Origin of the sequence: Vibrio diazotrophicus (assembly GCF_038452265.1) — a bacterium.
Classification (GTDB): domain Bacteria; phylum Pseudomonadota; class Gammaproteobacteria; order Enterobacterales; family Vibrionaceae; genus Vibrio; species Vibrio diazotrophicus.
Genome location: NZ_CP151842.1, coordinates 3,099,207 through 3,112,898 on the forward strand (window position 1 = coordinate 3,099,207; position 13,692 = coordinate 3,112,898).

Here is a 13,692-nt window from a genome sequence, read left to right on the forward strand (position 1 = left end):
CTATCCTCTATAAACTGTTAATTAATCCAAGAACACGCTTTCTTCCATTTCGAAGATCATGTTCTAATAGTTTTTCTTGAATTTCCTGCCTATCACTTTTTCCAAGCGATAAATATAAATCTAAATTAGCTTTTATAACGCTATCATTCGGGTTTAGCCCCAAATAATTAAAACCATTTTCTTGACTTACAAAGCCATGCTTCTCTTCTCTGGAATTTTGAGCCATTGCTATTGTTGGCACACCTAATAGTGCCAACTCATATCCTGTTCTCCCCCTAGAAGTAATAGCAATATCACATTTCGACATTAGCTGAGGCATATTACGAACATCATAGAGCACATCAATATTTTTATAGGAATTATACTTTAGGAGGGATTCAACGTTTTCCTTAGCTCGACCTATAACTACAGTAAAATTGTAATTCTTATATTCTGAACTATTTATTATATCCAAGATTCTATCAGTATAATTTTGAGGATCTGCACCACCAAATGAAATAAACACTCTCTGTACGTTATTATGTATTTCAATTGGTTCATAGAACAGAAACGTTTTACCACAAATATAGAAATCTTCACCAGCTTTCATTTGAGGCACTGTAGGGTTTTGATATAATGCGTTAATAACCAAGTCAGCCTTTAATACTCCTTCGCCATCATCTTCAAAGTTGATAATTTTTTTTGCAGGGTTACACGACTTTAGCGCAATCATATAATCAATGGTTGTATTCAAAATATCATTTATAAAAAAATCATACTTCTTGCTCGACAATATCTGAAACAACTCTCCAATACCATTTACACCGACAAAGTTATGTGTACTTTCGCCAAAAATCTCTCTTGTTGTTTGGTTGGTATCATAATAAATATCTGGACTAACACAGAACTCATCAGCAAGCTCAAGGCACCTGTAAACATGTCCAAGACCACGCTTTGTGTTTCCATTTACATAAAATGCCACCTTCTGGTTTGATAGAACGTGTTCAGCAACCTTGAAGTCAGAATAGGTATCTATATCAATAGATTCATCTTCACTTACTTCGAAGACTTCGATATTTTGACCCAGTCTTGACGAAGGCCTAACGAAAGTCCTTTTTGTGATTAAAAAAGCCCCCGTCTCTATGTAATACGGTGGCAAATATTGTCTATTAAGACGCTTCTCATAATCAGGGTATTTACCGCCAGAATCATTTTGACGCCATGCTAGATGTGGCTTATTGACACAAGATATTAGAGTATCGAGTCCTTTATCTTTAAAGTTCCTCAAAGCTGACTCTAGAGTTAGTTTCCGTAAAGTCGGTGATGTTGGCTGCATTGTCACTACAATATCAGTTTCATCCGTATAATGCTTAGTAGCCGCGTCATAGATAACGCCATCTAGAGTTACCTCATCGCCACATAGTTGATCATCACGCCAATGAACCTTCGCGCCCATTTGCTGTGCAATTATCTCCACCTCTTTAGAGTTGGTAGAAACAATAACTTCATCAATCAACTCACAATCTATTGCATTTCTAATAGCATAATAAATTAGCGGCTTTTCATTAAGAAGACGAATGTTCTTGTTTGGTATCCCTTTTGACCCAGCTCTAGCTGGAATTATAGCTATTGTTTTCATTGGCTTTACTATTGCGCTATAGAGTAGATATAGAGCTTATTGTATGGTTCCCAAGGGACATTTGCAATCTTAGCCAAGCCAAGCTCTGAGGTGTTGATGATTCGACAAACACTAAATATGTACTCTACTTTAAGAGAAATTAACGCTTCTTTATCTACTCTTAGCTCCACAGGTTCACAACTAAAAGGCGTATTAGTCTTTCTGTAATTATCCGAATCTTCAAATACATACATCCTTCCACCCCAATGGTCAAAGTATTGACGATGACTCTCATTTACTTCGAGTTGAGGGGCTATAATTTTCCTAAACTGATGTTTGTAATTTAGTGGTGCATAGGTGAAATAGCCATCTAACGTATTAATATTGTTGAAAGTTAAAATGCCTGGATGAAAACCCACAGCTATTGCTAGTTCATCTGTATATCCCAAGTCAGACTTCAATTGTTCAAAGACATTCAAACCGTAGAATTCACTATACTTTACGTATTCAGAGTTAAGCGTGTTACGTAAAAAATCATTGTAGGTGGAAGGAGTAAACAAACTAAAAACTAGTAAACACACCACTATAAATGAAGATTTAACACTATCAATATTCTTTAATGAAAAAGAGAGGACAAACAATAGTCCAACCCCATACATCAATATAAACCTAGACCAGTTAACCATATTAAGTAGCGGAAACGATTCTGTAGCAGAATAAAACCACTCAGTTTTAGCAATAGATGAGATAATCAATACGAGAAAGATATAACCCAATGAAAAAATAATTGGAGCAATATAAAATTTAATTTCCCCATAATCTTTTAATTTAAAAAAGTTAATAATAAAACTAACGAAGATAGCAAAGTAAAAATAAACAGGATATGTTTCCCAATGATAGTGCCCTTGTAATATGTTTATCTTTAGACTCGAGAATAGCTCTTTAGGTGTGCGTACAAACTCGCTTCTAATAGATTCATAATCAGAAAAAATTTGTAGCATAAATATTCTATATTCAAAGAAAAAATAAGAAATCGTGATAAAAAATAAGACTATAAATAGCTTTTTCGCCTTTTCAATATCATAGAAAGATAGGACTATCAGAACTATATAGAGTGATGCAAGAACATACACCCCATGTAAGAAAAGTAGCAGTATAGAAGGGGTTATTAAGAAAAAAATCCAACAAAAAACTTTCTGTCTATTGGTAAACTCTGTCGTTATGTATCTAACCAAAACATATAAAAAAAGTGGTATCCATGCTTGGGATAAATAACCAGAAGGAAAACCGGGTAATATTGAATAAACTAAGCCAAGCAGAATCGCTGGTGCATGATCTAAGGCTATATATTTAGTTCTAAGAAGCAGATAGACTCCAGCCAAAGATATTGCCACTTTAAGTGCAAGTATCAAATAATAGGCATTAATCATATCAAAATGCGCATAGATCTGAGTTACTAAACTATACTCAGACATGAAGGTGTCTCTATCAACCCCAAGAAAAGAGCTCAAATGGCAACTTTGATATATACAACCACTGTCTTTAAGAACTTTGAAATAAACATGGGTAGAATCCAAGTTATCGTGAATTGTTATTATAGAGTTATCACCTTTATAAACCTGAAAAAAATAAAAGATAACGACAGTAATAAGAACAAAAATATTAATCAAAGAGTTAATTCTTTTTTCAGACATTAAAGAACCCTTCAATGGCTTTCACAACCGATGAAACTTCTGAATGTGTTAACGAATCATACATAGGTAATCGCAATAGCTTTTCAGATTCACTGGTAGTGTAAATATCTGCTCCGACAAACTTTGTCTTTTGTTTTCCAAAGTTTGAAGAATGTAAGGGGATATAATGAAACGCAGATTCTATTTCAAAATTTTTTAGATATTTAATTAATTTTGAGCGTTCTGTTTCACTTGACAATTTAATCTGAAACATGTGTGCATTATGAACGCAGTACTTTGGAACTTCAGGTAAACCAACAAAAGTACTTAACGGCGATGATTTAATCAGTGAGTAATACTTATTCCATAAGTCTCGCCTTCTAATGTTAATATCCTCAGCTAATTCTAACTGAGAGTATAAATATGCACCTTGTAACTCGGAAGGTAAAAAGCTACTTCCGATATCAACCCAAGTGTACTTATCCACACTCCCTCTAAAAAACTGTTTTCTGTTCGTCCCCTTATCTCGAATAAATTCAGCTCTTACTGAAAACTGCTCATCATTTATAATAAGCAAGCCACCCTCACCACCTGAAGTATAATTCTTGGTTGCATGAAAGCTATACGTCCCAATGTGACCTATAGTCCCTAGGGGTCTGCCTTCAAAGGTCGACATCATCGCTTGCGCTGCGTCCTCAATAACAAATAGTCCATGTCGCTCTGCAATATCCATTATTGTATCCATTTGACATGCGACGCCAGCATAATGGACAGGAACTATAGCTTTAGTTTTTGAGGTAATCGCTGCTTCTATAAGAGTTTCATCTATATTCATTGTATCTGGATGAATATCTACAAATACGATAGTTGCTCCCCTGAGAACAAAAGCATTTGCTGTAGAAACAAATGTATAGCTAGGCATGATCACTTCATCACCAGGCTGTATATCTATTAATATCGCGGCCATTTCCAATGCAGCTGTACAGCTAGGAGTTAATAAAGCTTTCTGACATCCTAGTTTTTCTTCAAACCACTGATGGCATTTTTTAGTAAAAGGACCGTCTCCAGATAAGTGACTACCATTGATAGCCTGTGTAATATAGGCTTGCTCTTGACCAGTAACTGTTGGTTTAGTAAAGGGGATCATTTTTTCTTTCCAATAACAAATAAGCTGCCACCAAACCAGTTAGGCTTCAGGTAATGCAACCAATTTTCGAAAATGCAAAGTTTATAAAGAATAGTATTTATAAAAGAACTAATGTGAAGTGATTTATTTGTAGTCGTCCCTTTATCATGTTCGTTATCTGGGTCTAAAAATTTTCTCAGTAACAACAACGGGGTAATAGTAGTAAAAAAATACTCATTCTGAATAACTTCAAAGCCATTTCGGAGTAATTCATTTTCAATAAGACTTTTATTATAACGCCTTTTATGCCCCGCAACTTTATCGTCATTGCACCAAAGCCATTCATGTGCAGGAAGAGTCAAAATAACATAGCCTCCAACCGACAGCATTTGCCTCACGTTCTTCAAAGCACGGTTACTATCTTCAATATGCTCAAGTACATCGAACATACATACTGCATCAAATTCATTGCTAAAAGGTGAACGTAGTAAATCAAACTGATAGCATTTCTCTATTCCGTAACTCTTAGCATACTCAAGTCCAGACCGATGCATCTCTCCTACCGATATATTTTTATATCCATTTTCGATTAAATATCGAGAGACACTACCTGTACCGGCTCCAATTTCTATAACTTTACTATTTTTATCAATAATTTTAGACATCATCTTAAAAATAAATTGCCTACGAGCTAGAAACCAAAAATGTTTTTGCTCAAATTGATATAGTTTGTCTAAATTATCAGAATCGTAATCTTCATGCATATCTACAATATCATCATGAAACACAACGATATCATTCACTATTTTATGACTTTTCACCTAGCCTCCAAAATCAATAAACTGACACCAAATACTATCAATGAAAGTGCCAACATTTTCATTACCGAAAAAGACTCACCAAGAAAAAAAATTGCTAATAACGTGGTAAATATAACCAACCCGCTGATAACTATAGGATACGCAAAACTAACTTCAAACTTCGTCATCGCTGCCATCCAAGCTAATGCAGATAGAAATGCTGCCAAAAATCCAGTTAACACAAAAGGGTCAAAAACTAAAGTAAACAACATTTTTAACTTATCAAACCAATAACTAGGTAATTCAACTTGGTTCATTCGCCATTTAATAATTATTTGTCCGTAAACTGTGAAAGCGACTGTAGCTAATAAGTATATATATCCTTGCATTATTGTTTCTCTATTCGATCAATCTTACCACCAATCCTTGCCCCTTCTAATAAGTTATTGTGATAATATTCTCCAAAACCGAAAGCTGATAACCTATTTATAATAGAACTTGGATCGTATGACACCCTATTCAGTTCAATTTGGTTAGTATTTTGACAAAATAAAGCATAAGATGCCGTTGGCTTACCATCTCTAGGTTGACCAACAGAGCCTGGGTTACAATATATCTGCCCATTATCAAAATACTCGACATGTTGTACGTGAGTATGTCCTGAGAAAAAAAACTTATAGTCAAATTTTTCAAAATAAGATTGTGATAATTTATATAAATATTCATCTATAGGATTATTAAAACCAGCATGGGTCATTATTATATTATTTTGCTTATAAAATAAAGGGCTATTAGATAAATATATCAATGCTTCTTGAGATATTTTATTGACAAATAGCGAGCTTAACTCATTTACACTCTTTGACCTAGGACAACCAAGTCCTGATACCAAATAAAAGTCATGATTGCCCATCAAATTTATTACGTTATTTTCCTTAAGTATCATTATACAATCGTCAACAAATGGATAATATCCAGACACATCACCCAAAGAAATTATTTTTTCCACATCATATTTTTTTATACTTTCCAGCACAGCCTTCAGGGCGGGTAAGTTACCATGGATATCAGATATTATCGCTATCATAAGTTACTACCTCATCAATATACCTTTCCGCATAACCATATTTCATTGATTGAACAACAGGAATGCGAGAGAACAAATAATACTCTAAGCACATTTGTGATTCGTTAACTCCAAACTTTTGGCGTATGGATGTCGAAGATGATATTCTAGGATTAACTTCTAGTAATAAATACTTAAGTTTATCTAGATCCAAAATAAACTGAAAATTAGTTGGCCCTACAGGCTTCGTATACTTCACTAAGCTATCAATAACTTCTTTAAAGGGAAGATAGTCAGTCACTTTTGCTTTATGAGTCGCTCCGTCAGGCCCTAATTTTCGTTCAAAAGCTATAGGATTTAAATAGTTGCCATCCCCCACCCCAAATATAGACACCGTAAATTCTTTATCAGAATTAATATATCTTTGAAATATCCCTTTTTTTCTTCTAATAATTCACTGATTTTATTCTTATTATCCAATAAAACAAGCCCCTTTCCAGCATAAGAAGTATATGGCTTATAAATACAAGGTATTCCACATTTATCTATCACGTCTTGTGATGACTTAGCGGAAGCAGAATCAATATATTCGATGAAATCAAGCCCTAATTCTTCTTGAATTTCACTTGTCCTTAACTTATTTCTAAAAACCTTCAAAGCACCAGATGAATTGATAGCAACCAGTTTTTCTGATAGCTCTCCTCTTAATATCATCAAATGCAAAGCATCTACGTCTTGTTCAATTCCTGGAATAATTAGATCAATTTTTTTATCTTCTATAATATTTTCTATAAAACTTGGATACTCAGGAGAATTAGCATAGCATAAACACATTTAACAAACGAATCGCACCAGTGCCTCCCAACCGCATCATTGAATACATCCATACCGATTATATTAATATTTTTTACATTCGAAGCCTTTAAAGATTTAACAATTCCATATCCTATAATTGCACCAACTCCTGTGACGAGTATATTTTTACTATTCATTATTGATAATCTCTTTTATATCTCTAGCAATATCTACGTTCCATTTAGAAATAACATTGTCTACATTAACTGGAACATATATAGATTTTAGCGACTTTTCTTTTTCATTCCAGTGGATTTTAATATTTTTATTTCTAACTTTGGCTACAACGTCAATCAAATTGCTCACACGTAATGTTTCGCCTAATATATATTTATATACAGAATTTGTATCTTTACAGATTATAGCTATAATTCCTTGAGTAACCAAATCAATCGAAACATAATTTCGAACAACATCTCTTGAACCGAATAGTGTTATAGTATTATTATTCTTAGTCTGTTTAATAATATTATATAAAAATGGCTGACTTTTATATGCTTTCCATTCCATATCATATATTTGACTACATCGAACAATATGATACTTAAGACCGATTTCTTCACAAAAATCCTTAACCAGTAACTCACCAGCTAATTTAGAAATAGCATATTTGTTGAAATACTCATTTTCATCTGACAGTTCACAGGATAGTGATGATATGTGAACAAGCTTAGCACCTAGAGAATACGCCAGTTTTGCAACATTTAAAGCACCTATTGTATTAACACTAAATAATTGTTCTTCATCATTACTATTTAACTGAGCTGCACAATTAATAATACAATCAACTGAACCAAGTTGATTAACTAACTCTGGTATGTTTAGATTAGTAACATCACAATCTTTTCGAGTTAAACTATATACCTTATAATCTTTAATACCCGACAGAGCATGCTCTAGTGCTTTACCAACAAGCCCTGAACTGCCAACGATACAAATTTTCATCTAATTTTTGCTTCTAACAATAATCCCGTAGATAATTCTGGATACTCAATCCCTTTTTCCATTAGTGCTTCAAATATTGCATCATCTAATTCTAGCGATAAGAGCTGTGAAGTTGTAAAAGGCTTCAAGAAAAGTCCTTCAATAGATAAAACTTCATACCCACATGATTCTACTAATGATTTTAATGATTCCGGAGTGAAATATCTCAAGTGCCCTAATTCAATATCAGCATCTGATAATCTTAGCATATCGGGCAATATACCAGCTATATTAGCTAACTGTCTATGAAGGGAAGTGGCATTTGGTACCGATACAAATAGCCGCCCCGTTTTACTAAGCATGTTTTTATATTTTTCCAATATATCCTTAGGGTTATTTACATGCTCAAGAACAAACCCCATAACAATATTGTCAAATTTATCATCGGTATGAAAATCTTCAAAATATGTTTCAATTATTTTAACGTGATTAAGATCTGTGTTTGAATTGTAAAACTGTTCTATAACTGCCGGCGAACCTTCAAGAATAGTATAATCACCCAATACTTCTGAAAACTTCCTACTACTATAACCATGTCCAACCCCTAGCTCCAATAAATTCCCTTTCCAAGTTTACTTATTACTCGTTTCGCATACCAATTTAGCATTAGTTTATTATCTAATTCATACTTAAATGATTTATTGTATGCAGATACATGTGTATCTAGATTATTTTCTTTCATATATTTTTCTCACTATATATACAGGCCGATTTTTCACTTCATTAAATATTTTTGACAGATATATACCAATCACTCCTATAGCCATTAAAATAATTCCGGATAAGAACCATATTGATACAATTAATGATGTCCAACCTTCAAGAACGTAACTACTAAGTAATACTCTTATTACCAAAAAAAATGAATATAAGAATGTCAAAAAAGAAATTGTTCCACCTAAATAGAAGAAAATAACTAATGGTACAGAACTAAATGAAACAATTGCTTGAATAAAGAGATTCACTCTTTTTGTAACTGTGTATGATGTCTCTCTTCTGGAAAATTTTTCAACTGTTATCGCTTTTTGCTTAAAGCCTGTTATAGAGAAAAGTCCAGCAAGATATAATTCTTTTTCTTTGTGTAATAATAATGCATCAACATATCTACGAGTCATAATCCTCATGGTCATTACATTATCATCAATACTCACATTTGACATATATTTGAAAAAATTATAGAAAAACTTTCCGCCATATTTTGCTAAGCCAGAATTATTTCTCGAAGACTGAATGCCGTAAATGACATCTATGCTATTTTTATTTTTTTTATTGGTAATACATTCATAAAAATCAATTAATTTTTCTGGCGGTTCTTCTAAATCAACATCCGTTAAGTATACATGTTGACCTATGCTGTTTTCTAAACCCGCGATTATTGCAGAATGATGTCCAAAATTCCTAGAAAGATCTATTATTTTTACTCTTGAATCTTTCTCACTAAGATTAATTAATTTAACGATAGAATTATCGGGAGAGCCATCATTAACGAAAATAATTTCACAGGATTCATCCATGTTTACTTTTTTAATGGATCACAAATCCTTTCGTAAAACTCATCAATAAACGATTCAGATTTATATATAGTTGTTACAATAGATATTTTCATTATATTATTTTTCTTATTAAAAAATCATTGCTTTTTACACCTTGATTAAAAAGAAGATCCACTATTGACACATTATGTGCAAATCCATCCCACAATTGTTCATATTTAGGATAACCACTATAATCAAACCATGTAACCTTTATCCCTGCATCTTCAAATAAATTCACATCTAAGTATTCCTTCGCTGCTGGACCAGAAACATACTCCGTCGCACCAGCTTGTAAACATATGTTAACTAATTTTTCAGACTTACCTTCAACCAAGTCATAATCCCATGAATTTGAAATTTTCGTATCAATTCCAAGATAATCACCAATAAACTCTAAAAACTTTCGATTACATTGGGATAATGTGAGATATTTTTCTTGTATATATAATGGTTCTAAGAGTAAAGTTATCTCATCAAAATACTTCGATTTTCTATAATTTTGACATATTGATTTCCAATGTTTTATCTGCCAAAGATTATTAGATATTTGGGTTTCCCTGATTGTCTGACCAAACTTACCTTTTGTTACTACAGGTATTGTTAACCACTGCAATCCGTTTTTTGTTTTTATTGTATTTCTATTGCGCCAATCATTTTTTGTATATTGCATATCATCATATAATACAAACTCATCCACAGATGAAATCATGTCAAAATATCCTTTCCATGGAATATAATTTGACTGCAAAATGGCTATTTTCTTAGTCATAAAAACCATCCTCTATTAGCTCTAATACATATTTTCCATAGCTATTTTTTTCTGATATGGCATCGCTAGATTTCACTTTATCAGCACTTACCCAGCGATATCGAAGTGCTATTTCTTCCAGACAAGCCACTTTAAACCCTTGGCGGTTCTCCAGTGTTGCCACAAACTGCCCAGCTTCAAGTAAGCTTTCATGTGTGCCGGTATCCAACCATGCAAATCCACGGCCAAGCAGTTTTACTTTAAGAAGTCCTCTCTTTAAGTATTCCTGATTGATGGAAGTAATCTCCAATTCGCCTCTTACTGATGGTGTCACTGATTTAGCAATCTGCACGACATTGTTATCGTAAAAATACAGGCCAGTGACAGCAAAATCAGATTTGGGGTTGGCGGGCTTTTCTTCTATAGAAATTGCATTTAGTTTATCATCAAACTCAACCACACCAAATCGCTCAGGATCATGCACTTTATAACCGAATACAGTCGCACCTTCTAACTGTTGTGCTGCTGAAATTAGCAATGGGGAAAAACCTTGCCCCCAAAATATATTATCTCCAAGGACTAGGCAGACACTTTCGCTACCGATGAACTTTTCGCCAATGATAAAAGCTTGAGCCAATCCTTCCGGTTTTTCTTGTATCGCATAGCTTAACTGAATACCAAACTGGCTCCCATCTCCAAGCAGGCGTATAAAACTGGCTTGATCTTCCGGCGTCGTAATGATCAATACGTCTTTGATACCCGCCAGCATTAATACAGATAGCGGATAATAAATCATAGGCTTATCATAAACAGGTAATAGCTGTTTAGAGACACCTTGCGTTATAGGATACAGCCGGGTTCCGGATCCGCCCGCTAATATAATACCTTTCATAATAATTTTACTTTCCCTAAACGCTCACGGTTATAAGAACCATCTAATACTCTCTGCCACCATTGCGTATTCTTTAAATACCACTCAACGGTTTTCTTTAGCCCTGATTCAAATGTTTCACAAGGGATCCAGCCTAGCTCTCTTTCTATTTTACTGGCATCAATAGCATAACGGATATCGTGTCCAGGTCTATCTGACACAAAAGATATCAAATCTTCATAATATTCAACGTTAGATGATTTTATTGGTACTAACTCTTCCAAATGCGCGCAGATAGTCTTCACAACTTCAATGTTAGTTTTTTCGTTATGACCACCAATATTGTAAGTCTCACCGACGTTACCTTCGGTAACTACTTTATAAAGGGCACGGGCATGGTCTTCAACAAATAACCAATCACGGACTTGTCTACCATCGCCATATATTGGTAGAGGTTTACCATCTAACGCGTTTAATATAATTAATGGAATGAGTTTTTCTGGGAAATGATATGGGCCATAGTTGTTGGAGCAATTTGTCACTATCGTTGGTAGACCAAAGGTTCTTAACCACGCTCTAACTAAATGGTCGCTTGATGCCTTCGAGGCTGAATAAGGAGAGGATGGCTTATATGATGTTTGTTCAGTAAACAAATCGTCCGTACCTTCTAAGTCGCCGTATACTTCATCAGTCGAGATATGGTGAAAACGGAATACTTCTTTCCTGTCTTGATCCAAGCAGTTCCAATAAGAACGCGAAGCTTCTAGCAAAGTGTATGTACCGACAATGTTGGTTTCGATAAATGCTGCAGGCCCATCAATCGAGCGATCAACGTGCGATTCTGCCGCCAGATGCATTACAGCATCAGGTTGATGTTGGTTAAAAACACGTTCGAGTTCAATACGGTCGCAAATATCAACGTGCTCAAATGTATAGCGTTCACATTGAGAAACGCTCTCCAGGGAATCTAAATTTCCAGCGTAAGTCAATTTATCTACATTGATCACGCTGCTCTTTGTATCTGAAATTATGTGACGAACGACAGCAGAGCCGATAAAACCAGCCCCACCAGTGACAAGAATTTTCATGCGTAATTTCTATCCATGAATGACTATATTAGTAAGGTACACTACCGTACTTAGGTTTTGTCTCCTAAATCAAGTATACTGCTCACCCGTATGTTATAACTTTAACTGTTGCGAAGTTTAATCTAAAACCAGTTCAGGTGCGATCACTAGTAATTCTCTACCTAGATTTTGTGACAAGTAGCGCGAGCTTATCAAATATTTACCGAATCAACTTGAAGATGCTGGCTTGAGAACCTGAAAATTATCATTAATTCGAGATGTCAAAGAGCCTGCGATCTCTGGAAGAGTCACTGCAAAAAATTGGTCTATTGCCGCCTTGAAGTCCCGTTTTCTTTTGAAGTAAACGTTGTTCCTCGACTTCTCATTCATTACTTTCCATAGCCGTTCGATTGGGTTGAGGTTTGGACTGTAAGGTGGAAGATAATGCAGTTCAATATTCAGGACAAACGCCGCATTTTTGACTAAGTCACTGCGGTGATATCCCGCACCATCCAAGATGATATGAAGCTTATGGGCTAAGGGATAACTCTTTCTTAACTCACAGAAAAAGCGAACAATCGATTCACTGTTAATGATCTCATAGTTGTGAACAATGGTTGCTCCAATATCCGACAAGTTCAGTGCGCCAATAATGTTCAATCGGCTACGATTACCCGTTGTTTCAATCACTTTATCCTGACCAGTTCGTATCCAGCCATGAGATATTTTTGTTGATAGTGTTGGGTGAACTGCGTCGATAAAGACTATCGATTCATCCTTGCCACAGCTTGCCTTTAACGCTTCATAAGCCTCTATAAATGCTTGCTGTTGTGCTTCATCAAACTTGTGTGGTACGCCTTTCGGTTGCTTGTAGCTAAAACCATTGTGGTGAAGCCATTTATTCATACCAGAAACCGTGTAATCCAGTCCAAATGTCTCTTTAACGTAAGTGACAATTTGATGCGTATGAGAATAGGTTTTCTCAGTCAAATGCTCGATTAGGTGCATGGTTTGAGTAGCAGAAAGCTTGCTTTGGCTTCCGCCATTTTCAGGCTTAAGTTTTTCAGAAAGAACGTAGTCGCTGAGATGACGAGCAACGGTCGATTCATGAATACGAAGAGCTTGTGAAATCATAGTCTGACTCCAGCCTTCAGAAGCCAGCAAAACAGCCTTAATGCGGTCGCAAACTCGACTATCACGTTCAATGTCGTGCATTTGTTCGAGTTGCAGTTTCTGTTGAGGAGTCAGTGTAATTTTCATGGTTCGTAGCATGATCCTGATTCTATCGAAAATCAAGCATCTTCAATGATCACGGGTATTGATATATCTTTTTAATTACTAGGTTCTAATTAATGGATAAGATTGCAAAT

General features: G+C 34.8%; 15 protein-coding genes. All 15 read right to left on the reverse strand.

Going from position 1 to position 13,692, the window contains the following annotated elements; genetic code table 11:
• Nucleotides 1-7: 7 nt before the first annotated feature.
• Nucleotides 8-1,618 carry a cytidylyltransferase domain-containing protein gene (locus tag AAGA51_RS14340; protein WP_042489857.1) on the reverse strand — a complete coding sequence of 537 codons (1,611 nt, stop codon included), beginning with the start codon at nt 1,616-1,618 and terminating at the stop codon, nt 8-10.
• Nucleotides 1,619-1,626: 8 nt separating this feature from the next.
• The gene (locus tag AAGA51_RS14345; protein WP_042489855.1) at nt 1,627-3,291 is read right to left on the reverse strand and encodes a DUF6044 family protein; all 1,665 of its coding nucleotides are present in this window, start codon (nt 3,289-3,291) and stop codon (nt 1,627-1,629) included.
• A complete protein-coding gene (rffA, locus tag AAGA51_RS14350; RefSeq protein ID WP_042489853.1) occupies nt 3,284-4,417 on the reverse strand; it encodes a dTDP-4-amino-4,6-dideoxygalactose transaminase in 1,134 nt (377 codons plus the stop codon). Before rffA ends, AAGA51_RS14345 begins: the two co-directional genes overlap by 8 nt.
• Entirely contained in the window at nt 4,414-5,217 is an 804-nt protein-coding gene (locus AAGA51_RS14355; protein ID WP_052404636.1) for a class I SAM-dependent methyltransferase, read from the reverse strand. The genes rffA and AAGA51_RS14355 overlap by 4 nt, the downstream gene beginning before the upstream one ends.
• Nucleotides 5,214-5,585, reverse strand: a complete 372-nt coding sequence (locus AAGA51_RS14360; protein ID WP_042489851.1) for a membrane protein — start codon at nt 5,583-5,585, stop codon at nt 5,214-5,216. Before AAGA51_RS14360 ends, AAGA51_RS14355 begins: the two co-directional genes overlap by 4 nt.
• Nucleotides 5,585-6,283 carry a metallophosphoesterase family protein gene (locus AAGA51_RS14365; RefSeq protein WP_042489850.1) on the reverse strand — a complete coding sequence of 233 codons (699 nt, stop codon included), beginning with the start codon at nt 6,281-6,283 and terminating at the stop codon, nt 5,585-5,587. Before AAGA51_RS14365 ends, AAGA51_RS14360 begins: the two co-directional genes overlap by 1 nt.
• A complete protein-coding gene (locus AAGA51_RS14370) occupies nt 6,264-6,656 on the reverse strand; it encodes a hypothetical protein (RefSeq protein ID WP_342291495.1) in 393 nt (130 codons plus the stop codon). The genes AAGA51_RS14365 and AAGA51_RS14370 overlap by 20 nt, the downstream gene beginning before the upstream one ends.
• Entirely contained in the window at nt 6,620-7,096 is a 477-nt protein-coding gene (locus AAGA51_RS14375; protein WP_342291496.1) for a hypothetical protein, read from the reverse strand. The genes AAGA51_RS14370 and AAGA51_RS14375 overlap by 37 nt, the downstream gene beginning before the upstream one ends.
• Before the next feature lie 150 nt (nt 7,097-7,246).
• On the reverse strand, nt 7,247-8,062 hold the full coding sequence (locus AAGA51_RS14380; protein WP_042489846.1) for an NAD-dependent epimerase/dehydratase family protein: 816 nt from the start codon (nt 8,060-8,062) through the stop codon (nt 7,247-7,249).
• Nucleotides 8,059-8,655 (reverse strand): class I SAM-dependent methyltransferase, encoded by a 597-nt coding sequence (locus AAGA51_RS14385; RefSeq protein ID WP_342291497.1) that lies wholly within the window; start codon nt 8,653-8,655, stop codon nt 8,059-8,061. Before AAGA51_RS14385 ends, AAGA51_RS14380 begins: the two co-directional genes overlap by 4 nt.
• A 114-nt stretch (nt 8,656-8,769) precedes the next feature.
• Nucleotides 8,770-9,615: a glycosyltransferase family 2 protein gene (locus tag AAGA51_RS14390; protein WP_342291498.1), complete on the reverse strand. Its 846-nt coding sequence runs from the start codon at nt 9,613-9,615 to the stop codon at nt 8,770-8,772.
• A 91-nt stretch (nt 9,616-9,706) separates the two neighbouring features.
• Nucleotides 9,707-10,405 carry a WbqC family protein gene (locus tag AAGA51_RS14395; protein ID WP_042489840.1) on the reverse strand — a complete coding sequence of 233 codons (699 nt, stop codon included), beginning with the start codon at nt 10,403-10,405 and terminating at the stop codon, nt 9,707-9,709.
• Complete coding sequence (gene rfbA, locus AAGA51_RS14400) at nt 10,398-11,276, reverse strand: glucose-1-phosphate thymidylyltransferase RfbA (RefSeq protein ID WP_042489838.1); 879 nt, start codon at nt 11,274-11,276, stop codon at nt 10,398-10,400. Before rfbA ends, AAGA51_RS14395 begins: the two co-directional genes overlap by 8 nt.
• Nucleotides 11,273-12,343, reverse strand: a complete 1,071-nt coding sequence (rfbB, locus tag AAGA51_RS14405) for a dTDP-glucose 4,6-dehydratase (protein WP_042489836.1) — start codon at nt 12,341-12,343, stop codon at nt 11,273-11,275. Before rfbB ends, rfbA begins: the two co-directional genes overlap by 4 nt.
• Before the next feature lie 207 nt (nt 12,344-12,550).
• Nucleotides 12,551-13,582 (reverse strand): IS630 family transposase, encoded by a 1,032-nt coding sequence (locus AAGA51_RS14410; RefSeq protein WP_167828628.1) that lies wholly within the window; start codon nt 13,580-13,582, stop codon nt 12,551-12,553.
• Nucleotides 13,583-13,692 lie beyond the last annotated feature (110 nt).